This is a genomic window from cyanobacterium endosymbiont of Epithemia turgida isolate EtSB Lake Yunoko, assembly GCF_000829235.1.
In the GTDB taxonomy this organism is placed as follows: Bacteria; Cyanobacteriota; Cyanobacteriia; order Cyanobacteriales; family Microcystaceae; genus Rippkaea.
The window spans coordinates 1,815,250-1,842,154 of the sequence record NZ_AP012549.1 but is presented as its reverse complement, the minus strand read 5'-3'; the positions used below and the strand labels follow the sequence as shown (position 1 = coordinate 1,842,154).

At 35.7% G+C, this 26,905-nt stretch carries 18 protein-coding genes; 3 read left to right on the top strand and 15 right to left on the bottom strand.

Annotation, left to right across the window (positions count from 1 at the left end; all coding sequences use genetic code 11):
- Window positions 1–146: 146 nt before the first annotated feature.
- From ETSB_RS09975 to ETSB_RS05610, 14 genes are all read right to left on the bottom strand, one after another.
- A complete protein-coding gene (locus ETSB_RS09975; RefSeq protein ID WP_171816418.1) occupies window positions 147–284 on the bottom strand; it encodes a hypothetical protein in 138 nt (45 codons plus the stop codon).
- A 99-nt stretch (window positions 285–383) separates the two neighbouring features.
- The gene (nblR, locus tag ETSB_RS05665) at window positions 384–1,082 is read right to left on the bottom strand and encodes a response regulator transcription factor NblR (protein WP_044107649.1); all 699 of its coding nucleotides are present in this window, start codon (window positions 1,080–1,082) and stop codon (window positions 384–386) included.
- Between the two features lie 37 nt (window positions 1,083–1,119).
- The gene (lptC, locus tag ETSB_RS05660) at window positions 1,120–2,289 is read right to left on the bottom strand and encodes an LPS export ABC transporter periplasmic protein LptC (protein WP_044106835.1); all 1,170 of its coding nucleotides are present in this window, start codon (window positions 2,287–2,289) and stop codon (window positions 1,120–1,122) included.
- 34 nt (window positions 2,290–2,323) lie between these two features.
- On the bottom strand, window positions 2,324–2,929 hold the full coding sequence (locus tag ETSB_RS05655; protein WP_044106834.1) for a LabA-like NYN domain-containing protein: 606 nt from the start codon (window positions 2,927–2,929) through the stop codon (window positions 2,324–2,326).
- A gap of 131 nt (window positions 2,930–3,060) precedes the next feature.
- Entirely contained in the window at window positions 3,061–4,662 is a 1,602-nt protein-coding gene (metG, locus tag ETSB_RS05650; protein ID WP_044106832.1) for a methionine--tRNA ligase, read from the bottom strand.
- Between the two features lie 1,544 nt (window positions 4,663–6,206).
- The gene (fusA, locus tag ETSB_RS05645; RefSeq protein ID WP_044106831.1) at window positions 6,207–8,294 is read right to left on the bottom strand and encodes an elongation factor G; all 2,088 of its coding nucleotides are present in this window, start codon (window positions 8,292–8,294) and stop codon (window positions 6,207–6,209) included.
- A 754-nt stretch (window positions 8,295–9,048) separates the two neighbouring features.
- Window positions 9,049–10,455, bottom strand: a complete 1,407-nt coding sequence (gene leuC, locus ETSB_RS05640) for a 3-isopropylmalate dehydratase large subunit (RefSeq protein WP_044106830.1) — start codon at window positions 10,453–10,455, stop codon at window positions 9,049–9,051.
- A 264-nt stretch (window positions 10,456–10,719) separates the two neighbouring features.
- Complete coding sequence (locus ETSB_RS05635; RefSeq protein WP_145972242.1) at window positions 10,720–12,417, bottom strand: hypothetical protein; 1,698 nt, start codon at window positions 12,415–12,417, stop codon at window positions 10,720–10,722.
- A gap of 31 nt (window positions 12,418–12,448) precedes the next feature.
- Window positions 12,449–12,604 carry a hypothetical protein gene (locus ETSB_RS09970; protein WP_171816417.1) on the bottom strand — a complete coding sequence of 52 codons (156 nt, stop codon included), beginning with the start codon at window positions 12,602–12,604 and terminating at the stop codon, window positions 12,449–12,451.
- 3,109 nt (window positions 12,605–15,713) lie between these two features.
- Window positions 15,714–16,412, bottom strand: a complete 699-nt coding sequence (locus ETSB_RS05630) for a hypothetical protein (protein ID WP_044106829.1) — start codon at window positions 16,410–16,412, stop codon at window positions 15,714–15,716.
- Window positions 16,413–16,447: 35 nt separating this feature from the next.
- Window positions 16,448–16,933 carry a pantetheine-phosphate adenylyltransferase gene (coaD, locus tag ETSB_RS05625; RefSeq protein WP_044106828.1) on the bottom strand — a complete coding sequence of 162 codons (486 nt, stop codon included), beginning with the start codon at window positions 16,931–16,933 and terminating at the stop codon, window positions 16,448–16,450.
- Window positions 16,934–17,871: 938 nt separating this feature from the next.
- Entirely contained in the window at window positions 17,872–18,606 is a 735-nt protein-coding gene (locus tag ETSB_RS05620) for a sugar transferase (RefSeq protein ID WP_044106827.1), read from the bottom strand.
- A gap of 61 nt (window positions 18,607–18,667) precedes the next feature.
- Window positions 18,668–19,846: a glycosyltransferase gene (locus ETSB_RS05615; RefSeq protein ID WP_044106826.1), complete on the bottom strand. Its 1,179-nt coding sequence runs from the start codon at window positions 19,844–19,846 to the stop codon at window positions 18,668–18,670.
- 173 nt (window positions 19,847–20,019) lie between these two features.
- Window positions 20,020–20,388 carry a single-stranded DNA-binding protein gene (locus ETSB_RS05610; RefSeq protein WP_044106825.1) on the bottom strand — a complete coding sequence of 123 codons (369 nt, stop codon included), beginning with the start codon at window positions 20,386–20,388 and terminating at the stop codon, window positions 20,020–20,022.
- Window positions 20,389–20,763: 375 nt separating this feature from the next.
- Between ETSB_RS05610 and ETSB_RS05605 the strand changes: the two genes are divergently transcribed.
- Genes ETSB_RS05605 through mreD form a run of 3 tightly spaced genes read left to right on the top strand, consistent with a single transcriptional unit; the run spans window position 20,764 to window position 23,141 of the window.
- Window positions 20,764–21,807: a rod shape-determining protein gene (locus tag ETSB_RS05605; RefSeq protein ID WP_044107647.1), complete on the top strand. Its 1,044-nt coding sequence runs from the start codon at window positions 20,764–20,766 to the stop codon at window positions 21,805–21,807.
- A gap of 39 nt (window positions 21,808–21,846) precedes the next feature.
- Window positions 21,847–22,596: a rod shape-determining protein MreC gene (gene mreC, locus ETSB_RS05600; RefSeq protein ID WP_044106824.1), complete on the top strand. Its 750-nt coding sequence runs from the start codon at window positions 21,847–21,849 to the stop codon at window positions 22,594–22,596.
- Window positions 22,593–23,141: a rod shape-determining protein MreD gene (mreD, locus tag ETSB_RS05595; protein ID WP_044106823.1), complete on the top strand. Its 549-nt coding sequence runs from the start codon at window positions 22,593–22,595 to the stop codon at window positions 23,139–23,141. The genes mreC and mreD overlap by 4 nt, the downstream gene beginning before the upstream one ends.
- Window positions 23,142–24,727: 1,586 nt before the next feature.
- Here the strand turns inward: mreD and glmS are convergent.
- Complete coding sequence (glmS, locus tag ETSB_RS05590; protein WP_044106822.1) at window positions 24,728–26,614, bottom strand: glutamine--fructose-6-phosphate transaminase (isomerizing); 1,887 nt, start codon at window positions 26,612–26,614, stop codon at window positions 24,728–24,730.
- Window positions 26,615–26,905 lie beyond the last annotated feature (291 nt).

The window sequence follows — 26,905 nt, the reverse complement described above, 5'->3', positions numbered from 1 at the left end:
AAAGGTTTTTCTGATGTTTAAAAACCTACACATTTAGAGCCCATAGCTAGTCAGTAGTGATGACTATGGAGATATCTCGACGAAAGTAGAAAGACAGCAACATTCACTTGTTCATTGAACATTGCCTTGGCTTCCAGGGGGATGCTTTAACCTTGGGTTTGGGCAATTATTTTTAGTTTACTCTCAACCTTACTAAACTGGGATTCAGTCTGCTCTGGAAAAGAATATTCAAAAGATAAAATAGCAATCATAACAGTTGAGGTTAAGAAAATCGATAATTTCATTGCAAGTCCCATCTTACATGAGTGTTTAGAAAAAATTACAGTTAAAGATAACAAAAAAGTCCAAAGTCGAATTTTTCCCCTTTTTTCGCTTTTTTTTGACTATCCTTCTCGTAGAACATAGCCAATACCACGAACAGTGTGGATTAATCGTTTTTGATTTTTACTCTCTATTTTTAAGCGTAAATAACGAATATAAACTTCGATTACATTAGATTCGCCTTGAAAATCATATCCCCAAACATTTTCTAAAATTTTATCTCGTGTTAATATTTCTTTAGGGTAAGACATGAGGTATTTAAGTAATTCAAATTCCTTCATAGTCAAATCAATGGCTGTTTCATCTATAAAAAGTTGGCGGCTGTTCAAATCCAACATTAAATGATCAAATTGAAGTCTTTCAGTAACTGTTTCAGTAGTATTCAAATAAAAATGGACTAATCTAAATAGGTTTTCAGTATGATAAGTTTTCAATATATAGTCATCGGCTCCTACTTCTAAACAAGCCACTCTTTCTTCAACGCTTTCTTTATCAAGCACCATAATAATCAACACTCGGTTTTGAACCTTTCTCAACTGACGGCACAAAGTCAACCCAGCTTTTTTTGAGCGGTGATGATCAATAACTATCATAGCCGGTTGTTGCTTTTCGGCTTCGAGTAGAGCTTGATGAGCATCAGATACAATCACTGGAGTGTAACCAATTTCTATCAGATCAGCTTTCGCGCGTTGATTAAAGTATTTGTCAAGTTGTACTAGTAAAATGCAAGGATTCATAATGGTAGAGGTAATTACACTCATAGGTAATACCATTCTCATAAAAGAAAGTTAGTTTAAGTTATTTAGTGAAAATTTCCGTTACGACTCGATCTCGAGCATTGCCACTGACAACGATTTTGTTATCATGTATAGTGCCTACGGCTTTTTCCCCAGTTAAATTAAAGTCGGGAGCGGTTTGTTCGTAAATGACATTTCCCAAGGCTTCAATAATCTGAGTGTTAACATTCCAGGTAAGATTGTTTGAATATAGTTTGGCAGCATTAGCCATACTATTACCTTGAACGCCACCCCGAAGATAAGCGATACTATTAGTTAGATCGACCTCAGCTTGGTTGCCAGTGATGATAACTCCCTGTTGATAGTGAATTAATTTGACAGGTTTGCTTGAGGTGAGTTGGCGTGCTTCGTATTTCCAAATAAATTCGTTGGTTGCTACTTGTATCGGAGGTTTAATTGATTTGAATTCAATATTGTTTTTAACAATGACCTGTTTGATGTTGAGGTGAATTTCAGCATAGTTAGCAACTAGTTTGTCGGTGATGATTTTATCTTGGAAATGAACTATGTTAAGTAAACGATCACCAATTACCTTTTGTTCAGGAATCTTCCATAGTAGATGTTCTGTTTTCAGTTGCATCCGAGGCTTTTTTGAAATAGCAATAATATTGCCTATAAATTCAAGTTTCTGCTTAGTAGCATAATACTTACCCTCCTTGGCAGAAGCCGTAAGTTGAGGATGGGAGCCCCGCAGATTTTTTCGTATCATGAGGACAGATTCTTGGGGTCTCCACTCCACTTCGTCACTCTGCATTACCGCGTTGTTACGAGGATCGACAGCAACAATGTTCTCTTTAAGATAAATTTTTTGTCCATCTTGAGCAATTTCTCCCTGGTCAGCTTTAATACGAAGTACAATTTTACCATCTTGAAAAATATTGCCTTTTACGGCAGTTAATTGAGCTTTTTTACGATCAGGACTGTAGGCGGCCTCATCTACTTGAATTTTCCAAAGCATTTCTCCTTTTGCATTAGATTGCTCTAAGGTTGCGTTGTTGAGAATTAATTGACTTTCTGCATTAGCAGCTTCCTGCTGTGAGTTGTCAGGATTGCTCTGAGGTTGATTGTTTCCTTTGCAGGAAGTGATAGCTGAGAGGAGAAACAGCACTCCGACTGTTAAAATCCAATTGGGTTGGAGATGCCGCTTCTGAATAAAATTTAAGCCATCCATTTGGTTGAAGTTATTTGAGTCTGACTTACCTACCTTATCTTGGTTTATTGCTATCTAACATCCCGACCCCCGAAAGACTACCATAAGACATGTTCGGTTTGGGAGTTTTTTGAATATCTTCTTTTATTTGGTCGAGATCAATATAACGATCAGCGACATTGATTAAACTATCACTAGTCATCGAACGCAAGCTAACAACTTCGATGCGCGCTCCTCGATAGCTAACGGAATCAGCTGCATAGGCTAAGTCTCCATCGCCACTGACGATTACGGAGGTATCATAAGCTCCGACTAAAGCCATGAGATCAACGGCAATTTCTACGTCTAAGTTAGCTTTTTTTGAGCCGTCGGGTAATTGAACCAAGTCTTTAGCGATTACTCGATAACCATTACGACGCATCCACAATAAAAAACCCTGTTGTTTTTCGTTGGTGCGATCAACTCCAGTATAAAAGAAAGCTCTTAATAACCGAGATCCTCCTGTCAGTCGACACAGCAACTTTGTATAGTCAATTTCAATTCCTAATTGAAGAGCAGCATAAAATAAATTAGAGCCATCAATAAAAATCGCAACACGTCCTCTATTTTCTAATACCTGTTCTGGCGTAAATATAGAATCATCTTCAAATTCTTCAAACATTTGTCTTATTCCTGGTTGATTATGGAGAAGGTATGGTTTGTGAAATGGGTTTGTTATTTCTGGCTTATATTTCATAGTATTTGTAAATTGGGAAAAGGTGTAATAGAAACATTGTTTTTCTAGCACCCTGTTTAGGTAGATTCTTCCTCAGGAAGGTTAAGCCTAACAAAAATAGGTTGGGTTTTAGTTAAAGTTTGACTAACTTCAATTTTTCCCCACTGACTATGTTGAGTGAAGGGAGCATTTTGATGGACGTAATCGCCGTCATTAAAATCAACAGATAAACCCAATTGTTGGTAGATGTTATTACTTAAATTGGGAATTATTGGGGACAATAAGTAAGCACTCAGGCGGACTGATTCTAACACAGCAGCCAGAATAGTTTCGACTTCCGCTTGTTTTCCTTGTTTGAATAAACTCCAGGGAGCTTGTTCATCAATGAATTTATTACTTGCCCGAATTAGACTGAAAATTTCTTTACAAACCTGATCAAACTTGATTGTTTCATAGGCTTGAGTTACTCTCGTCCCCAAATCTTGACCAGTATTTTTTAAGGGATAGTCTAAAGGAAAATTAACTACTCGAGGAATTATCCCTTTACAGTATTTTCTGGTCATCCCAAGAGTTCGGTTGAGCAAATTTCCTAAATCATTAGCTAAATCAGCATTGAGAACATTAACAAAACGGGTTTCATTGAAGTCTCCATCGCGTCCACATTCAATTTCTTTGAGAAAATAGTAACGCACAGCATCGGAGCCATAACGGTCTACTAAATAAAAAGGATTAAGTGTATTACCTAAAGTTTTACTCATTTTTTGACCATTTTTAGTCAGAAATCCATGGCTAAAAATTTTTTTAGGTAAAGGTAATTTAGCTGACATCAACATGGCTGGCCAATATACTGCATGGAAGCGCAAAATATCCTTCCCAATTAAGTGAAGATTAATAGGCCACCATTTAGATAAGGCATTTTCTAGGGTCGGTTTCTGATTAGAATCAAGTAAAGCACTTATATATCCTAGAAGGGCATCAAACCAAACATAAATGGTATGATTGACATCGACTGGAACAGGAAAACCCCAACTAACATTAACACGGGAAATTGAGAAATCTTGTAACCCTTGCTTAACAAACTTCAAGATTTCATTTCGGCGGGTTTCTGGTTCAATAAAATCATAATGTTCTTCATACAAGGTTTCGAGAGCTTCTTGATATTTGGACAGACGAAAGAAATAGTTTTCTTCGTCACGCCATTCAGCTTTTTTATTGGGATGAAGAGGACAACACGCATCTTCTCGTAATTCCCGTTTTTCTTTGAATTCCTCGCAAGGAACACAATACCATCCCTGTTGTTGAGCTAGGTAAATGTCGTTATTGTCGTAGACTCGTTGGAAAAATTCCTTGACGATCGTTTCATGATGTTGACTGGTAGTGCGGCTAAAGCGATCATATTGAATATTCAACTTTTGCCATAGATCTTTAAAACTTGTCACAACCTGATCGCAATGTTGTTGCGGATCAAGATCTTTTTCTACTGCAGTGCGCTGGATTTTCTGCCCATGTTCGTCAGTTCCTGTGATAAACAGAACTGAGGCTCCTTTAAGTCGTTTAAAGCGTGCTATGACATCAGCCACCATAGTTGTATAGGCGCTCCCCATGTGAGGCACGTCGTTAACATAATACAAAGGAGTTGTCAAGGAAAATATTTGTGGCTTTGTCTCGTCTGTGATCATTTAAACTTACATTATAAAAATAAACAGCATTTACCTATTCTATTGACACATTTTTCTTACCGTTATGTTTAACCTCACTCGGAATTTAGTTGTTGGTTATTTGTATCACTTTTAGTTCTAACCTAATAGAGGACTCTCTATAAATAAAAATAACCTTAAGCCAAAATTTTTATAGACAATTTTTCTGTTATTTCAGAATCTAGTCTATTTTAAGAGGTACTTTATGAATTTTTCTTTAAGCTAACGTGATTTATCGTAATAGTTTCTAGGATTTTTCTAAAAATAATTAAGATTTTTTATGAAGATTTTGAGAAGTAATAATTTTTATCTAGTCAAATTGGTTGACTTTATTCATCTAAATTATTATTTAAATTTTACTAGTTATTTAAATTAATTTAAATAACTAGTAAAATTTAAATAAGTACAATTTTTTAGTAAAAAATAGATAATCTAATAATTTTTCTGAAAGTGATCTGCTCTTAAAGTCAGAAAGTAATTAGTTTTTGCTTAGGCTGAGAAGATTACTTTTCCAAAATTTAGAGATATATCTTGGGTTTTATTTATGGAAAATCTATCTCCTCCCATTATAAACAAACCTGGTAGATTTACTATCTTAATAGTATATAAGGTTCTCGATAAATATTGTTCGGATGACTATAATCGCATCGATGAACTTGATAGTCTATGATTGACTAATTTAATCATAGAGAAGATATTTTAAATATTTTTTTGACCATTGTGGCGTTATATGTTCCTCAATAAGTTTGACTTAACTCGAGCACAGTATGTAGTGTATTGTCCAACTTTTTGGTAAAAATTACTTTTTTGTGATTGCAAGCTATCCACGCTAAGGAAGGATCGTTGAAATGTAATTCTTCTGCTTCATGGATTGAACTTCTGTGGTCAAGTGACGCGAACAAAGTTATGGTAAGTTAGTAACTAATCTGGTTCATACTATACTTCAAGGGGAAGAAAAAGCGATAGCTGAATTCTCGAGCAGAATTAAGGATTAGAGTATAGGAGTGGTCAAAATTAAACTACTTCTGTGAAAATTAGTCTTATTTTTTGTTAGTAAGCATCTCAAGCAATTTTAATTCCCCGTGTTTAGGTATAGATTTCTAAGTCTCAGGCTAAATGCTTAATAGAGCAATATTAGGACTAATTTCACGACCCCGATAACAAGGTTGTTGAGTACCAGTTAATTGTTCTAAGCATTCCGTAATAACATGGTGTTGTAACCATTGATTGATTAACCTAAAGTTAAAATTATGGGTCCATAACAGTGAGTAATTGTGCCCTACCTTGCTTTTTTTAAAAATTTTAATTCCCTGGCGTTGTAGGACTGTTCCTGTCGTTAAGCCTGCAATTTTACTATTAATGTATAAGGCATAATTTTACTCGTTTGCTGGTTAACTTTATGAATTAATTTTATCTAGCACTAATCAGATTGTACCTTAGAAATATTTTCGAGGATATCTGCTTCTAGTATAAAAAATTCCTGATCGAAAATAATAGCGATCAGGAATTTTTTAACAATGAAAAATTTAAGAAGTGGCCTGACGTTCTTTGACTTCAGCGATTACCTCTTCGGCCACATTATTAGGACAAGGTGCATAGTGAGAAAACTCCATAGAGAATTGTCCCCGGCCCGAAGTCATGGTACGTAAGTCTCCAATATAACCAAACATCTCACTTAAGGGGACATCGGACTTGATTCTAGCTCCCATAGTAGTTGAATTTTGAGACTTAATCATTCCTCGACGACGGTTAAGATCACCAATTACATCTCCCATATAATCTTCGGGGGTAAACACATCCACATTCATAATAGGTTCGAGAAGTTGAGGACCTGCTTTAGGAATGGATTGACGATAACCGGCCCGTGCAGCAATTTCGAAAGCAATCGCAGAGGAGTCAACAGGGTGGTATCCACCATCGGTTAACGTTACCTTAAGATCCACACAGGGGAAACCAGCTAAAACCCCTTTATTAATACTATTTTCAAATCCTTTCTGAACTGCCGGCCAAAATTCTCTGGGAACGTTACCTCCAGTCACTTTAGACTCGAAAGAAAATCCGCTACCAGGTTCCCCGGGTTCAATAATATAGTCAATTTTCCCGAATTGACCAGAACCCCCAGATTGTTTCTTGTGGATATAGGTATCATTGATGGTTTTGGTAATAGACTCGCGGTAAGCAACTTGGGGTTTACCCACCTCGACTTCAACTCCATGGGTTCGTTTAAGGATGTCCACCTTGATGTCGAGGTGAAGTTCTCCCATCCCTTTCATAATAACTTCGCCGCTGTCTTTATCTGTTTCTACATAGAATGATGGGTCTTCTTGAACCATCTTGCTGAGTGCCATACCCATTTTTTCGTTTTCTCCTTTTTTTTTGGGAGAGACAGAAACAGAAATTACAGGGTCAGGAAAGACCATAGGTTCCAAAGTAGCTGGAAATTGAGGATCACAGAGTGTATGACCTGTTTGGACGTTTTTCATCCCTACAATTGCCACAATATCTCCGGCCTGTGCAGTTTCAATTTCTTCACGAAAATTAGCGTGCATTTCCACCAAACGGCTAACCCTTTCGCTTTTTCCCGTGGCGGTGTTGAGTACTATATCTCCTTTGGAAAGGGTTCCAGAATATAAACGAGTGAAGGTGAGTGCGCCAAAACGATCATCCATGATCTTGAAGGCTAAGGCCCGTAGAGGTTTCTCTGGGTCGACAATAGCAAACTTCCCTGTTTCGTTACCTTCGAGATCAACCTCAGGTTGAGGGTCAAGTTCGGTTGGGTTAGGAAGATAGTCGACTACAGCATCAAGAACTAACTGTACCCCTTTGTTTTTGAAGGAGGAACCACAGTAGCTGGGAAAAAAGACAAGATCACGGGTTCCTTTACGGATACAGGACTTAATTTCATCTATAGTCAATTCTTCCCCCTCAAGATATTTTTCCATGATATCGTCATCCTGTTCAACCACTATTTCGATTAACTGTTCACGGTAGAAAGTGACTTGATCAACCATATCGGTAGGAACTTCTTTAATTTCATAATTCAGGGGATCCCCTGAATTATCCCAAATCCAAGCTTTTTCAGTTATTAAATCAACAACTCCACAGAATTCACTTTCTATCCCAATGGGTAACACCATGATTAAGGGTTTAGCTGCCAGAACATCTTCAACTTGCTTGATAACTGAAAAAAAATCAGCCCCCGTACGATCAAGTTTATTAACGTAAATAATTCGAGCGACTTTGGAGTCGTTAGCATAACGCCAATTGGTCTCTGACTGTGGTTCTACTCCACCTGAGCCACAGAATACTCCAATTCCCCCATCAAGTACCTTGAGAGAGCGATAAACTTCGATAGTAAAGTCAACGTGACCTGGAGTATCAATGATATTGAGTTGGTGATCTTTCCAAAAACAACTGGTAGCGGCAGATTGAATAGTGATTCCACGCTCCTGCTCCTGTTCCATGAAGTCGGTGGTAGCCGCGCCTTCATGAACTTCACCGATTTTGTGAATTTTTCCGGTTAGTTTGAGAATTCTTTCGGTAGTGGTAGTTTTTCCCGCATCGACGTGAGCGAAGATGCCAATATTACGATAACGAGTTAGGTCTTTTTTCATACTAGGTCTACAGGGTTTAGGTCTTACAAATGGTATTTAAGGGAAAATCGGTTTTTCCCTTAAAGCCAGCGCAGGAGGCTGGCTATAAACCACTCAGAGCGTAATACATTTAAGTGACGTTTATGACGACACAAAATAATTGTTAAGCAATTTTACACTTAAATCACAGTGAAAATTTGTTTCCTTCTTTAGTTGTTGTAACTATGTTCAAATTTATAAACATAAATAAAATCGGCTCAGCTTTTTGAGTAAGTAGCCTACAGTTACTAAAATAACTGCTCCAGCGATCACAAACTGAAAACTCTAAGGGGGAGTAGTACTTAACATATTCTATGTTAAGTAAATGGCTTGTTTAGAAAGCTTTAAAGCGACTTTGCGCGAGTTAAAGAGCAATTACAATAAGTAAGCAAGTTTCTAGACTAAATATAATCGGCAAAGGATATACAATTAATATTTTTTAGTTCATTAAGCACAGAAACTACAGTCCTGAATATGGAAAGAACTTTTGTTGATCTAACTTAGTTTAGGGAATTTTAGTATGAATAGAAGTTTCACCTTGGCCAAAAGAAGTTCAGATAATGCTTTCAAATGGTCGTTTATAGAAAAGAAAAAGTATAATATTTTGTAGTAAACTCTAAAAAAGACAATTTTTATAGACCAATACAAATAATTTTCGGCTACTAGAGTTTAAGATACATACATAGGTCTCATTGTTTATCTGACATAATATTGGTATTGCCACCCCGCCCTGGCATTAGGATAAAAATTCCCGGATATCAACTACTTTTCCCTTAATAGCTGCGACTACTACCATTGCTGGACTCATTAACAAAGTTCGTCCAGTAGATGAGCCCTGACGGCCTTTGAAATTACGGTTAGAGGAGGAGGCACTGATTTGATCTCCTTTTAACTTATCAGGGTTCATAGCCAAACACATCGAACATCCAGCTTCGCGCCATTCAAATCCAGCTTCAACAAAGATTTTGTCAAGACCTTCGGCTTCGGCCTGGAGTTTTACCCGTTCTGAACCTGGAACTACAAAAGCTTTGACCCCTGGAGAAACCCGGTATCCTTGGGCAAATTTAGCTGCTTCTCTTAAGTCGCTAATACGACCATTAGTGCAACTCCCGATAAAGCAAACATCCACCTTAGTGCCTTTGATGGAGGTTCCTGGGGACAGTTGCATATACTGATAAGCCTCTTGGGCAATCGCGCGCTCACTATCGGGCAAACTTCTAGGGGCAGGAATCTTTTCATTAATTCCAATTCCTTGACCTGGGGTAATTCCCCAAGTAATCGTCGGCTCAATCTCTGCAGCGTCAAATGTAACAATATCATCATAGATTGCATTCTCATCAGAGCGGATACTTTTCCACCATTGCACTGCCCTATTCCAATTGTTTCCTCTGGGAGAAAAATCTCTCCCGTCAAGGTAGTCAAAAGTCACTTGGTCAGGGTTGACATAGCCGCATCTAGCCCCTCCTTCAATAGACATATTACACACCGTCATTCTTTCTTCCATGGACATGTCCTCAAAGGTAGTTCCGGCGTATTCATAGGCATAACCCACCCCTCCTTTGACTCCCAATTTACGTATAACATGGAGTATCACATCTTTAGCATATACTCCAGAGCCTAAAGTCCCGTTAACTTCAATTTTGCGGACTTTTAGCTTAGACAGAGCTAGAGTCTGAGAAGCTAAGATATCCCTAACTTGAGAGGTTCCCACCCCAAAGGCAATCGCTCCAAAAGCCCCGTGGGTGGAGGTATGAGAGTCCCCACAGGCAATGGTCATACCTGGTTGGGTTAACCCTTGTTCCGGTGCGATAACATGGACAATTCCTTGATTTCCTGAGCCAATACCATAGAAAGTGATGCCGTTCTCTTTAGAGTTGCTTTCTAACGCTTGAATCATCTCTTCGGCCAGATAGTCAGCGAATGGACGAGATTGATTTTCTGTCGGGACAATGTGATCGACGGTGGCGATAGTGCGGTTACGATACAATACTTCCAGTTCTCTTTCACGCAACATAGCGAATGCCTGAGGACTGGTGACTTCGTGAATTAGATGGAGTCCAATAAAGAGTTGGGTTTGTCCTGAGGGTAAAATTTTGACGGTATGGGCATCCCAAACCTTGTCGAATAGGGTTCTTTGACTCATGTAGATATACTCATATCTAGAAGATACTATCGTTCATATATTATCTATGAGTATAGTAGCGTTTTTTTACCCCTAAAGCTTATCTTTTTTTCTCATAAGATATTGAGTGTAACCTTTTTTGTAGAAAGAAGCTGAACACAATTAGCTCATGAATATACTGCTGAGTTTCAATAAAGATATTTGCAACCAACTCCTAGTCAAATTTTACTCTAACTTCATTGAAGGTGAAGTTAGAGTGTCCTAACATTATAGGAAACACTAATACTATTTAGTTAACTTTCGTAATGCTTCCCATAGTTTACTTCCTAATCTTTCTAGCCAAGAAATAATCATGTCAAGCCATCCTAATATATTCTCTAAGGGATGTTTAACATACCCCGTAGACTTAGCTTCGGTTTCAATGACGGCGGGATAAGTAGATTGAATTATACCAATAAAATCCTGTTTTGGTTTCACGTCAGAGACAGATATAGCAACAGGTTTAAGCTTCTTATTTTTTTTGTTCTCTCTCCGCTTATTCTGGTGTTTAAGAAGTACTTTTATATCTTCTTTTAAAGATTTATCTAAGTTAGTTTCTTCTTTATAAGCTCGTGATAAAGCCATGGGTGGATCAGTTAAATTTTTCAATGAGTTAGAAGTTTTTTCTTCTGCATAAAGATCATCCCAAGATAACCAGAGATCATCGAGATCTTCATTAATTAATTCATATTTATGTGGGCCAAAGTTGGGAAATAAAAAATTAGATTTAATAGTTTTAATAGATTGCTTTGGTTTTAATCGAAGATTAGAAGTTTTCTTGCCAAGAAGGTAATCAATAGCAGCAAAAATAAATATTTTAAGTTGAAACGGGTTGTTTTTTTCTTCTATCAAAGATGATTTGATTGATTGCTGTAGCTTTTTTCTAATCTTTTTAATTATTTTTACACTAGAACTAATGATATTATATTCAAATAATTCAGGTCTCTTTTGTAGAGAAGACGATCTTTTTAACTTACCTATTGAACAGATATTAATTAATTGATTAGTTTCAGAGAATAATTTTTTTGATTGAGATTTTCTGTGAAAATAGTCTGTTCCTGTTTGAGTAAAGTTTTTTAGGTGTTCAACATTAAAATTAGATGATTGTTTCACTACACTGCTGACTAGCTGATGCTCAATTCTAACTCTTAAAAAAGATTCCCCAAATAGATTAAGTCTTGTTGCTATTGGACTTGTTTGCATCCATCGCATTCTTTGCCAAAACCAGCGTACTGGAGGTAATACATTTTGGGAGTTAGTAGAAAAGTTAGAGATTAAGCCAGGAGTTTTGCGAGATTGAGCTAGTTTGAAACGACGATCGTAGCAATAGTTAGCAGTTTCTACTTGAATAAGCTTTTGAAGAATTTTTTGTTGACTAGGGGAAAGAAGATCAACCGTTTGATTGTTTGACTTAACTAACACTAGACAACTGCTATCTAAAACACTAGCAATTCCTTTAATTGTGAACTTTCGAGCCAAATTACCGCTGTCAGTTTCTGTCTGTGTAACTTCTTTCCCCAATAGAAATTCGGAAGAGTCCAACCAAGGTTCAATTTTTTGTAAAACTTTATTTAGGGGACGATCACTATTCAAGGGAAAAGAAGAAATTTCCTCAGAAGATAAGCAAATTTCTTCAACAGTTTGTCCCAATTGCCGTCGAACTGTTCGGCTTGCTTGCACAAACAAGTACAATGGATAAACAAAAATTTGCGTTCCCCACTCAGCCATAACCCTTAGATGTCGGACAACACGGACTAGATTATCACGTAACTCTAAGGACTGACGATTCACGAAATTGAAAAGTTTACTTTTATATGGACGACTGGGGGAAGAAGGCATAGGCATTTTGAGTCGCTCGCTAACCTCAGTTGCTTTTTCATTATGCCTGAAAGTTGTAGCAAAGGAACTTTGTTCAACTAAAATTTGATCAGTATTTATGTACATCAGAAAAAATCTAGAGACAATTGTTAATTGATTAAGCACTATTTTGAGGAACTTCTCCGGGTTCAATTAAGGTTACCTCTAGGTTCAAAAAAAACTTTTGTATAGCTATACTACTAACATCGCTCCCACAATAGGTGCGACCGAAAACAACCACAATTGCGAGGAGATTAAGACAGGGGTTCAGCAAAATAAAGCTACCCTTGCAAGGCTTCCTGGGTTATACAGAAATATTTGTTAAACGAATGCTGATTAGTTAAATGGATTATAGTGAGAGCTAACTTGAATAGTAGAAGGAGCTAATCTAGCCAAGGCGAGGCGATAAAATGTACCTAAAACAATGATGACTTTTTCAGACCAGCCGTGAAAAAATCATAATAAACACAAGCTGAAAATCTTACTTTACAATCTTTCTAAGATTATAAAAACTTAACTTATACTTCTATAAGAAGAAAATTTTTAGAGTTACAGAATATATTCAAAATAAGAGTCTTGGAAATTATCAGCTACTGATTTATCATACCTAATTTAGAAGATCCAGATTTAATTTTTTAGTTAAATTATTTGCTCTGCTCAATTATTCACCATTAAATATACAGAAAAGAGACTCTCTAAAAATCTTCACCTTGAATTAACTAATAAAGTCATAGGTTCTTATACTGCATGAGAATATAAGGAAGATTGATTGGCAATATTCTTTCTGATTACTCTGTTACTCAATCGTTAAACTCTTTAAAATGGTGCAAGGATTAGCCCACAACATTTTAATATGACTATCTTCTTCGCTCCCAGAAAACCGAATATAATTATGATTATAAAGTGGGTATAAACTTGCCTTACCTCTGCTTTTTGGGCAACTGTATCAATATACGGGTTGACTGTATTTGGGGCAATAATAGTCTTAAAATTAAGTATTTTCGATAAATTGAGCTATTTATTTATTGTTTATACCCTCAGTTGTTCTTCAGTGCTCATGTTAATCGACGTTTCCGTTACCGTTAACCCATAAGCTTTAGCGTAAACTTAAAACGCACAATGGGTAGTGATTAACTTTTATTATCAAGCTAAAACTGTTACAATTCACCAATATATTCAACCATATTAGATTTACCGTCAATATTGCGATTTTTTGTCGGAAAATTCTTTCATCTTCGGGAGAAGATTCTACTAATTCATCTCGAACTACTTCTACCGTTTTAATCGCATTTTTATTATCTCCCTACACATGGAGATCAGGTTTTCGCTATCTTTAATTCCTGTAATTTTTGCAATTTTAATCAATCTAATTAATCTAAGTCGGACATCATTGTAATTACAATACACAATTAAATCTACTTCTTCTAAGGCTACGCCATTAACAGGAACAAGTTTATAAATATGAAGCTCAGCTTCCGGTTCAAAAATTTACTCATGATTAACCCCCAAAATCTTCGATAACTGAACTGATAGATAATAACTTAAAGGTAGTATCTACTGTTCCTTGAGAATCAGACGGCTAATAGTCATTAATTTTCGATCTTAAAATAGTTCCCTAAGTCAATGGCCTTTGTCAATGATTTATCATTTCGATAATCTCTTTAAGAAGAGATTATCATGATCGTCTCATTTTTTAGTTATATAGGAAACAATTTATTGTATAAAAATTAAAGATAAAATCAATAAAAAATTACGGAATCACAGTTAACAATTTAGAGGGATATTACCCCACAGGGGAGGGAGGAACTATTAGATATTACATTCAAGGTCAAGGTTAAACAAGAAAAGTTAACAGGAGTAATTGGCTCCAATAGAGCGAAAAAAGTTACCTAAAAAAAGCGATATCAGGATTAATTTCGGTAAATCAGGGAATAGTTTATCTAGTATCTTTTGATAATTAATTGTAACCGAAGAAACTATCTTAGTAGTTAGTCATGATCTCGAAGAGTCTATTATAAATTTTGATGACTTAAGTTTATTCAATTGTCTCTTGGTTGTTTCTGGAAAATGACAATGGACACTCCTAAAAAAATATCTTAATTAAGATAAGATCTTCAACTAGTTTATGGTAAAAAAGTCTGATTCTTAAATTTATAAGCGGCTTAAACAGTGATCAGTAAACAATTTAAACCTAGCTGAGAGCCTTCTTGAGATATTTATCATAGAAGATAAAAAAATGTTTTTAATGGTATTTAAAAATAAGCATTGATTACAAGTCCCCTATTTTTAAAATAAATAAATATTTTTTATCCATTATATCAATAATAAAAAATAAAATTTTAGTTCTATTTATTAAAATTTACATAAAAATTAAAATCTAATAATTTTCTAAAGTAACTTATTTATATAAAAACCTATCTTTCTTGTGCTATTTATATATAGAAAATTACTGTTTTAAGCAAAGTCAACAATTACTTATAATATTTTAATTCTATTTTATGAATTTTCTCTAAAATCATAAATTTTAGAAAAAGTTAACTAAGAAACTATAGATAGTAACAAGTATGTTTAATTATTTTGACTCAAAAATTTTAACAATGATATCTTTGAATTTAAGTTTATATAAGCAATATTGATAATAAAAATTAAGATATTGTTTTTTTTATTGGAAGTATTTACTTGAGTAATTTTTATTTAGAATTAAGACTTTTTACGTATATATAACTAATTACATCTAACTAATTTAGTTAAAGACATAGGTACCCTAGCTATTAGTGGTAATAACTATCTATTTAACTTCAATAATATGTGAGCTAATTCTTACCGTGCAATCATTGAAATATAAGTATTAAAAATAATGAGGTTATTTTTATAAGCTAATAAGCTAAATCTAATCGACAAATCGGATGATTTGGTTAATTATGATAGGTTGATACCGATATTTTTTTAGTAACATCGATAAGAAGCTTTTCCTAGAGGATGTAAAGCATTAATTCAGTTTTTTGAGGTTTCTTTTTGGAGTTAACGACGATTTTAATTTGAATTAATGCTTTACAAAAGTTTCGCTCAATCATTCTAGATCTTAATAAAGTCTGTGTTTTTGAGTTAATAGGATGCATAATTTTATTCTGTAGTAATAACTTGAATACCTAAATGTTCTAGTTGAGTTAAGCCCTCGCTTATTTTTTCAAACGCCTCTCCTAATTCTTATAAACAAGGAATAACTAAGTTGTCTAGTATTTTTTACTGGCGATCTTTAATTAATTTCTGTAATGATTGTGCTGGACTAAGTTTTGATAAATCCGTTACACTTCTACCCCAAAATTAACTGATCAAATTAAGATAGACAATGATTTCTACAAAGTAAAAGTAAATTCATCGTGTTATCTTTGCTTTCCAGAAGTTGGATTTCTATTCAGTGAAGGATTTTTAGGTGAATAAGATGAGGAGCGTATTGATGAATTTGTATGTAGTTGTTGGCGACCATTACGAATAACATTAAGTATACTATTAAGTTCTTGTTCTAGCTGTGTCAACACCCCATCAGTATAATTATCGGCATCCTCTTGAAGTTTTTGAGATTCTGCAAAACTTTGCTGACGCAATTTTTGTATTTCCGCTGTTGTCAATTGGCGTAACTGTTCCATTTCTGCTACAGTTTGTTTTTGTATTGTCTCACAGTCTTGCTGAACCTGTTGCCGTAGTTGATTAGCTTCTTGTTGGGCTTGTTGAATGATTCGTGTCTCATCCAAGATTTGCGCTGCTTGTTGCTTAGCTGATTGAATAACTTGTTGTGCATAAGCTTCTGCTTCTGTTAGGAGTTGCTCTTCTTGATCAAGAACCATTAAAGCTTGGCGAATTGACTCAGGAAGCTTATCTCCAATGAAATCGAGTTGATCAATTAATTTTGCTTCGTCAATTATTGTCCATCGTGTTAAAGGAATATGAAAACTTTGGTAAATCATTTCCTGAAGGTGAGCAAGTTCTCGTTGAATATCAAAATCAACTTCTCGGCGATTGATCATAGCCTTATTTTGATGTTTGACCGTTTCATTACTAGATGATGGATTTCGGCGTAGCATAGAAATTAGGTTAATAGACTCTCAAAAAGTATAAGTTATGATTGACTTTCACGATAGTGTCGATAAATGTCTCTAGCTACATTTTCAGGAACTAAATGGGAGATAGATCCGCCAAATTGTGCAATTTCTTTAACATTACTACTGCTTAAGAAACTATATTCAGTGGTTGTCGCTAAGAAAACGGTTTCTATTTCTTCAGAAAGTGTTTTATTGGTGTGGGCCATTTGGAGTTCTTTCTCAAAATCTGATAAAACTCTTAACCCTCTTAACAAAACCCCAGCGCTACGTAATCTAGCATAGTCTACTGTGAGTCCAGTAAAACTATCAACTTTAACATTAGTTAAATGTTGGGTGCATTCACGAATTTGTCCAACGCGCTTTTCTACGGAAAATAACGAATGTTTATTAGGGTTGCATAACACAGCAACAATAATTTGCTCAAACAACTTTCCCCCCCGTTCAATAATGTCAAGATGACCGAGGGTAATGGGATCAAAGCTGCCAGGATAAATTGCAATCACTAGATTTAGTTGATAAGAGAAATTAGGTGATTTTTCTGCTTAAAACTTCCCTTGATTAAGATACTTAAGTCTAAGATAAGATACAATTAAAATATAATCTGCTCTGTAAAGCCTTAGAAGCTCAACTGTCTCAGCAACTTGTTGCTCGCTCCAGGTTAAGTGGTGATTAATGTGCTGATAGAATTAATATAAGCGATCGCCTTTTGAACAAAATTGACGAATCAACCCAGCAACAAAATTATCCCCTGCTCTGGTTTACATTCACTCCAAAAGTATCTACTTCATCTACGAGCTTCTCTCAAATAATATTTACAGTTTTTGCTCTCTGCTGTGACTGATATTCCTGATACTTGGGGCAATTGTTAAGCAATTAACTTGAAATTATCTGTACTACATAGCTATTAAATATCTTTATCTGAACTTTTAATGGAATGAAATCAATAAGCCTACTGTAATAGGTCTTTTATCAGAAACATTGTCCTCCTTAAATTGAGCTAGAAAACGGGTTGCGAGTCGATATCAACAATATCTTAATTTGTTAATTTGTTAATTGGTCTAATTTCAGCTAATCTTAATGCTTTATATAGGCTTTCAGCTAGATAGATAGGTTGCTCCTAATGTTCTTATAACAAAATCAAAAGGACAAGCTATATTCGCCGCTACGTCTCCAAGATAGAGAATTCATAATCCGATCTCGTCTATGGTTTTATATATTGGCAAAACAGTCAACAAAAATTTACACTAAACAAAAAAATTTTGTCAGACATAATCGGTAATTGAGATAGATAATAGAGGACTAAAAATTGAATTAAATTCTAACTTTGTTTCTAGTTTTTTTAAAAAAACTCCCCTTAACTTTTATGGTTAAAGGAAGTTTCTGATCTAATAAAATATTTAATTGAGAAATTTTATTATTATTAAATAACAACCCAATTAATTTAGTAAGCTCCGTTATTCCTAGGGAAAACGACAACCTCAATGGTTTTAACCATCACCCAAAGATCCATTAACCAATTGCGGTAGTTTACATAGTAGACATCGATTTGAACCCGTTGAGGATAAGGAATATCGTTGCGCCCTGAAACTTGCCATAAACCCGTAATTCCAGGACGAATTGTGAGAACCTTATCAATACGATTCCCATATTTACAGAGTTCTTCAGGAACTAAAGGTCGCGGACCGACGACACTCATATTCCCTTTGAGAACATTCCAGAATTGAGGAAATTCATCTAAACTAGTTAAACGCAAAAATTTCCCAATCCAAGTAATTCGCGGATCGTCTCTAAGTTTAAAGTTATCTTGAAACTCAGCCCGCATCTGAGGGGAGTTAGCCATCATCGACTCTAGAACCTCATCAGCATTATGAACCATAGTTCGGAACTTAATACAACCGAACTTCTTAAAATTTTTACCAGCCCTCTCCTGGATGTAAAAAATGGGTCCAGGAGAACTGACGGCGATCAATAACCCTAAAATTAAATAGAGCGGAGAAAATAAAATCAGAACAAAGAGAGAAAAACTAATATCAAAGACTCGCTTGGCAACATCTCCATCTAATAAAGTCTGTGACCATGACCTTTGATATCTTCTTTGGGACAACGAGGAAGTTAAACCTCGTCTCATCAAAGCTTGTAAGGCTTTGACAGAGATAAATTGGCTGTTAGCAGTCATCTTACTCCTTCACATCACATCACATCACACCACACATTCCCGATCATAAAGCCAGACGACCTCAATTATGGCAATTCTGCTCATAAAAATCAGGAACTTTTTCAGAACTTTTTTGGATAAAGTCCTTCTCACAATCTTTTAAAAACGCTAAATAAGACATTTCAAAGATTTTCGGAGTAAATTTAGCTGCCTGTCGACGACAGCTTTCCGATTTAATCAGATGTTGAAACTTTTCAAAAGTTTCAATAGCTTTAACTAGATTTCCTGAAGTCTGGGAAGAAAAAAGGATTCCTGTTCCCTTTTGGGGATATTGACGAATATCGAGCACTGTTTCTAGCGCACCACCTCCTCCATAAGCAATAACTGGGGTTCCACAGGCTTGGGCTTCGACTAGGGCAATCCCAAAGTCTTCACAAGCAGCATAGACAAAGGCTTTTGCCTTAGCCATATATTGCTCAACGATCTGATTAGATTGATTCCCTAATACCTTAATATTGGACTTAGCCAATCGGCGAATTAAGGGAAGATCAGGACCGTCACCAATAATAACTAAAGGATAACCCAATTGATTAAATGCCCGCACTATCAATGAAATCTTTTTATAACTTACCAATCGGGAAACGCTCAGATAAAAATCTTCTTTGTGAAGAGTAAAATCGAACCGTTCAAGGTTTACAGGAGGATAAATCACTTTTGCTTGACGACGATAACAACGCCAGATTCGACGTGCCGTGTGATGAGAATTAGCAATAAAGTAATCAACTCGATTAGCACTGGCCACATCCCATTGACGCAGACGATGTAAAAGATAGCGGGTCATAAGACCGACAATTCCTTTTCCGGCAGGAGAATTTTGCAAATAATCAAAGGTTAAGTCCCAGGCATAGCGCATTGGAGTATGACAGTAACAAATATGAAGTTGATTAGGACTGGTTAGAATTCCTTTAGCCACCGCATGGGACGATGACAAAACAACATCATAGTTCCGTAGATCAAACTGTTCTATGGCAATTGGCAACAAGGGTAGATATTTTTGAACCCCATTACGCGCTAGGGGAAAATGTTGTAGAAAAGTAGACTCTATTGAGCGTCCGTAGAGATAGCTTTGTGGGTTAGTAGATTCAAAATCAATTAGGGCGTACAGATCCGCTTTAATATGCTGTAAAATTTCTTCAACAACCAACTCTGACCCCCCTGTTGCTTTGGGGGTCAACCATTCATGAACTAGGGCATATTTCATAGATGTTATCCCTTTTCTTAGGTAAGGTCACAAAGGTAAGGGGCGTTCAGAGGAGATAATACGAATTTTAGGTGGTTCTATTAGTGAAAAGACGGAGAAATATGGGGAGCGATCACAAGTGACTGAGTTGATCGCTATTGTTTCTAAAGAGAAGGCATTGTTAACTCAATTGCTTAAAACTCATCAGCTTCTTGATAACTATTAATTGATCCTGAATCATTATCCCGCTTGGACCCTAATAATTCTAGCTTATCCACCACAATTACTGGACTAGAACGATTCGCTCCAGTATTGCGATCAGTCCAGGTTTCAATGACTAACTCTCCTTGAATGCCAATCAATCCTCCTTTTCTTACGAAGTTGGCGGCTATTTCGGCTGTTTTGTTCCAAATTTTAAGTTTAAACCAGTCTGGCGGATCAGTCTTACTACTGCGACGACCAACTGCTAAAGAAAGCTCACATAAAACTTTTCCTGAGTCAAAATACCTGACTTGTGGATCAGCGCCTGCACGACCTACTAAATTAATAACGTTTAATCCCATTTATCTGTTAACTTTAACCAATAATTTAGTGAGAAAATACTTTCATTGTAGAGGAAAATTATCTTTATGACTTTAATTAATCTAAATTCAAACTGATGATCATTTACCATTTTGTAAAAAGTTGAGAGTAAAATTTACTGATTTATAAACAATCAACAATTAGGGAACGAATTCATAAGGTCATTAATAAGCAAGGGTCAAGACCGATAAATTATGCTTACAATTTGAGTGTTTATCACTATAAATTTATTAATTCAGCTAGACTTACCATTGAGAAACGTAATTACGATTTCATTGATATCCTTAACTCTGGAGTCATTTCAAATTAGTCAGCCAGTCATCATAATATAGGAAGTGTAACCCAAAATGCAAAAAATTGGTTTTTTTAGTCGTTTTTCTCTATCAAGAGATATGGGTATAGATTTAGGAACTGCCAATACCCTTATCTATGTTTCTGGTAAAGGGGTGGTGCTTGAAGAGCCATCAGTAGTTGCTATTGATCAAGATCGAAAAGTTCCTTTGGCAGTTGGGGAAGAAGCCAAAAAGATGCTAGGTCGTACCCCAGGAAATGTAATAGCTGTGCGTCCCCTGCGCGACGGTGTGATAGCTGACTTTTTAAGTGCTATGATTATGCTCAAAGAATTTATTAATCGCGCCCACGAGGGGAATCGCTTAGGAAATCCAAGAATGGTGATTGGAATTCCCAGTGGCATTACTGAGGTGGAGCGTCGCGCAGTAATTGATGCCGCTAGAGAGGCTGGAGCTAGAGATGTGGGGTTAATAGAAGAACCTATTGCCGCTGCCCTTGGCGCTGGTTTACCTGTTACCGAAGCTACGGGCAATATGATTGTCGACATTGGTGGAGGAACTACAGAAGTAGCGGTTTTAAGTTTACAAGGACGGGTGCTTAGTGAATCTGTTAGGGTGGCAGGAGATGAACTCACCGAGTCTATCATCAACTATATGAAAAAAGTTCATAATCTCGTGATAGGGGAACGTACTGCCGAAGACATTAAAATTCGTTTAGCATCAGCCTATCCGCTACGACATGAAGATGAACCCACTATGGAAGTTCGTGGGTTACATTTGATGTCTGGCCTACCACGAACCATAACGGTTAAAGGTGAAGAAATTAGAGAAAGTATGGCTGAACCTTTAGCAGTTATTGTCGATGCAGTGAAACGTACTCTAGAAAGGACTCCCCCAGAATTGGCCGCGGACATTATTGATCGAGGAATTATGTTAGCTGGTGGGGGAGCTTTACTTAGAGGTCTTGATACTCTTCTAAGCCATGAAACCGGTATTGTGACTCATATAGCTGAAGATCCTCTACGCTGTGTTGTTAAGGGAACTGGAGAAGTTCTCAAAAACCCTAAAATTTTAGATCGAGTTTTGAGAGAAAGCTCCCGTCTAATTTAATAAACAACTTTTTATTTTTAGGTAATTGCAAGCAATAATATGCTAACAGTGAGACGTTGGTATGCTCGATATGGCTCAAAATTGACGTGGGCAGTGATAGCCTTAGGAACCGGTTGGTTTTTTCGACAAACACAGGGTGCACCTATACTAGAACTATATTATTGGTTTAGTCGTCCCTTTGAGCCAGCCCCCCCTGTGTTACTACAAGAGCGACTCACTAACGCACGAATTCAAGAGTTGGAAATGCGTTTGGCTGAACTAGAACGACAAAATCAACAGCTACAAAAACTTCTGGGATACTTTGAGACAAAATCTCAATCAGTAATTACCGCTCCCATTATTGGGCGTAGTACAGACGATTGGTGGAAACAAGTGATTTTAGGTCGAGGGAGTCGAGATGGGATTGAAGTGGGTTTTATTGTTACCGGTATTGGAGGCATCATCGGTCGAGTGGTGAATGTTACTCTCCATACAAGCCGAGTTTTATTAGTCAGCGATCCCACGAGTCGGGTGGGAGCCACGGTGAGTCGTAGTCGCACCATGGGGTTGGTAGAAGGGAAAGGCTCTCGAATAGTAGTGATGCGATTTTTTGAGAAAGTTCCTAAGGTCCACCCTGGTGACACTATTACAACTTCTCCAGTGAGTCGTCTTTTTCCAGGAGGATTACCTATTGGGCGGGTTGAGTCAGTAAATCTCGAAAGTAGTCCGGCTCCTCAAGCAACAATTAAATTAACAGCTCCAATTAATGATTTAGAATGGGCAATTGTCTATCCCTTTGACAGTAAATGATGTTTTGGTTTCGTTATTATTTTATAAATATTTTGGTGATTGGCGGGTCTATTACCCTATGTTTATTACTGTCTCCCACTCGTTTTCCTGGGACAGAGTTGTTAGGCATTGGTACTAATTGGGTGTTAATTTGGGTGGTCATTTGGAGTGTCAATCGGACTGTTTTTCAAGGGGTAATGGCAGGACTGTTGTTAGGATTAATTCAAGATGGATTGACAGGATCTTATCCCTCTCATGTTTTTGGTCTAGTATTAGTAGGATTTTTGACAGCTCGTTTACAAAAACAACGCTATCTTCAAGAGGACTTTATTTCGATTGCTTTGATTGTCTTTGTTATGGTTTTTTTAGTGGAAACCGTTACAGCAATTCAATATTTTGCGGGTAAAATACGTCCTTTAGAAGAAATTACTAGGGACTATCGACAATTAGTCTTGTCCTCAGCAATTTTGAGTAGTTTATGGGCCCCTGTGTTCTATTATCCTTTGAATTCCTGGTGGGAAAAAGCCCCTCATAAAACTCAATATAAAGTAACTAGTAAAAAATAAAAATAAAAGCTTTTTTAGACTTAGATTACTAAAATAGTAGCTAATAACTCCTATAATTTTAACTGTAAGTCTATTCTATAACTAGAATAACTCAGTCTTTATACGATTAAGTTTTTAAAACCTTGTAATTTTTATAAAGCAAGGCTTGTAGCTTTTATTTATTAAGGTTTTGTCGCAGCAGCTATGGCACTATACAAAAATATTAATACAGGTTTTAATGAGAAAAGAAATAATCAAATGTTTAAGTAAGTATTATCAGTTATGCCAGCGCCTTATAGTTAATATTTACGACAAAACACGGTTAGAAAAGGACAAAAATAACATAAAAAATGAAGGATATCGTTTATTAAAACTCAATTTAAATATTTTTTTATGTTTAAATTCAGCAAAATAAGTAGTCTATCCTATAGAAATTGCTCATAAAGAAGGAAGACATATTATTATCAATAATAAACAAAAGCTAAAGTTGTGTGTTCAACAAAATGGTGCTAAAACTCAAATCAAGATGACTCAATTATGGGTAAATAATATTACTCAATAGAATATAAGTTATATATACGTACTAAAAAGTCTAGATAGCCAGAAACAAAGCTTATAGGTATCAAAAAATAAATAAGCTAAAATTAGAAACATAAAAAACCCGGAAGAAGATTTGTCTAGAAATAGAGTTTTATAGACAAAAAAATTATCCATATGGATAATTTTTAATAGAAAAATATATTTTTCTTGTTTTATAAAAGGTGAAGTTATGAGGATTGTAATATAATGTTTAAAAAATTTTAAACATTATAGGTGCCTATTGCAAATAAGTATTTCCTAATCTAGTAAGCTACAAACACTTTGTAGAACTTATGCCCTGAATAATGATTTAATGTACTATTTTTTACACACCTGTAAAGTATGAATTAAAGAAACTAGTTTCATCTAAACTACTATCATAGAAGTTTTTAATAAAATTAGTAGTAATGCATACTTAGGTTTTTAGAACTATAAATAGGGACTGATAGTCCTTACTTCAATTATATTGAATTTCTAATAAAATAACTACAGGTTACATTTTTAAAATGATTAAATAAATTTAAGTATTATTAATTTAGGAGCAAGGTTATTTGTTTAATTCAATCAAAAAATTGAAAAGATACGCTTAAAAAGCGTATATAGTACTCGACCTATTTTAACTAGTTTAGAACAAAGAGAAACAAAAATTAAAACAGTGTATAAGTTAATGACACATTTATTGTAGTAAAATAATTAAAAATCATTTGATACGATCTTTTAGTATATCTTCAATATTTTATAAGTTAATAAAGAGTCTAAGTTATTTTTTATCTAATTCTATTAGTTATGATTAATGTATAACTTCTATCTTTTTTAAAAATGATAACTTAGTAGAATTACTAATGATTTTAGGGGACAATCTATAGCACGATTAGGTTTATCAATGATAATGTAAACGATGTTTTTTTTAATAAACCTAATCAAATAAATAATAATAATTTTTTTCTTAAATAGATTTAAATCAGCCTACTCGAAATAAACAATTTTTTTATTCCTTTTTATATTATTTTTTAGCCTCAAATTGATAATTATTCAACAGTTACACTCTTAGCTAAATTACGAGGTTGGTCTACATCTAGCCCCCGTCTAGCAGCAATATGATAGGCTAACAATTGTAAGGGAATAACTGTAATTATCGGGGATAACAATTCATCAACATGAGGAACTAACAGCAAATCATCAAATATTGAGCGCGCTTCATTATTATCAATAGGTGTTACCCCAATTAACCTTGCATCTCTTGCTTTGGCCTCTTGTGCATTGGATAATATTTTATCGTAAACCAGCCCAGGCATTGCAATCGCAACGACTGGAACTTTAGAATCTAATAAGGCAATAGGTCCATGTTTCATCTCTCCTGCGGGATATCCTGCAGCATGAATATAACTGATTTCTTTTAATTTTAAAGATCCTTCTAAAGCAATAGGAAAATTAATGCTACGTCCTATAAATATAAAGTCTTTAGTATCAGCAAATTCATGGGCTAATTCTTCAATTTTTTTCTCTTGTTTTTCTAAAATAATCTCAATTTGAGATGGTAGTTCTCGTAAGCCCTTAATTAAGGTACTAATCTTGTCCACTGTTAAATAATGTTTACGATGAGCTAAGTGAATAGCTAAGAAATAAAATCCCATTAATTGAGCCGTAAAACTTTTGGTGGCCGCTACCCCAATTTCAATACCAGCTTGGGTATTTATAATACGATCTACCATGTGGGACAGGGTACTTTCGGGGCGGTTTGTAATCCCTAAAATTCGCGCGTCATAGGGAGAAACTAACCCAATGCGTCGTTGCTTTTCCATTTCTAATGCGGCCAAAGTATCCGCAGTTTCTCCTGACTGGGTAACACCAATGGTTAAGGTATTTGCCATCATCGGTGCAGGAGAATAACGAAATTCTGAGGCATATTGTACCATCGTCGGAATTCCTGCAATTTGTTCGAGTAGATACTTTCCAACTAAACTCGCATTCCAACTAGTTCCACAAGCAACAATTTGAATATAATCGACGTTATCGCACAATTCAGATGCTGATCCTAAATCAATGGGACTTAAATTATCACCATTTTGAGCATACCAATCATTGTGTAAATAGGTTTCTAAACAACTTCTAACCACCAAAGGTTGTTCATAAATTTCCTTTAACATAAAGTGACGAAACCCTTGTTTTTCCACCGTAGTTGCTGTCCAGTCAAGGGTTCTAGGAAGCTTTTTCAGGCGTTGTAAGGTAGAATCGTAGACTTCTACCCCAAGGGGAGTTAAACGGGCAATTTCCCCATTTTCCATCGACAAAACTGCATGGGTATGAGGAACTAGGGCAGTGACATCAGAAGCGCAGAAAAATTCTCCTTGACCAAAGCCAATAATGAGTGGAGCTTGATTTCGCGCCACAATTAATTCATCAGGATAGTTTGCACAAATAACTGCAATTGCGAAAGATCCTCTAAGACGATGAATCGTTTTTTGAACAGCAGTAAGTAAATCATCATAGTTCGAAGTTTTAGGGAGAAATTGAGCAATTAAATGAGGAATGACTTCTGTGTCAGTTTCGGAGAGAAATTCATAACCCTGACCGATTAATTCTTCACGCAAATCTCGATAATTTTCAATAATACCATTTTGCACCACAGCTATCTGCTTGTTTGCATCCATGTGAGGATGGGCATTATATTCTTCAGGTTTACCATGAGTCGCCCAACGGGTGTGCCCAATGCCAACTTGAGAAGGGTTAACATCCCGTTCTAATTTTTCGCGCAGATTATACAATTTTCCCTTAGCTCGTACACAGTGGATGTTTCCTTCTAGGAGAGTAGCTACTCCTGCTGAATCATAACCTCGATATTCTAATCTCTCTAAACCGCTCATTAGAATATCCGTTGCTGTTTGAGTTCCGATATAGCCAACGATTCCACACATAAGTTTAAACTAGAAATTGATTAGTCTTATCAATTATCAGTGATTAAGTTGATTATGACTATTGATTTTTAGTGGTTGTTAAAGGTTGATACACCTTAACTTCTACTTTCAGTCACAAACTAGAAATCACTCTACTAAATTATTAATAATTTAGTGGACGCACCGAACTAAGATCTTGTTTCACCTTAAATCTATTTAAGTGATAAAAAAAGACAAAAATGACTATAATTCTAAGATTAAGCCAAAATTTATCTAGATATTGTTATAAATTAAATTTGCTTCTTTTCGCTT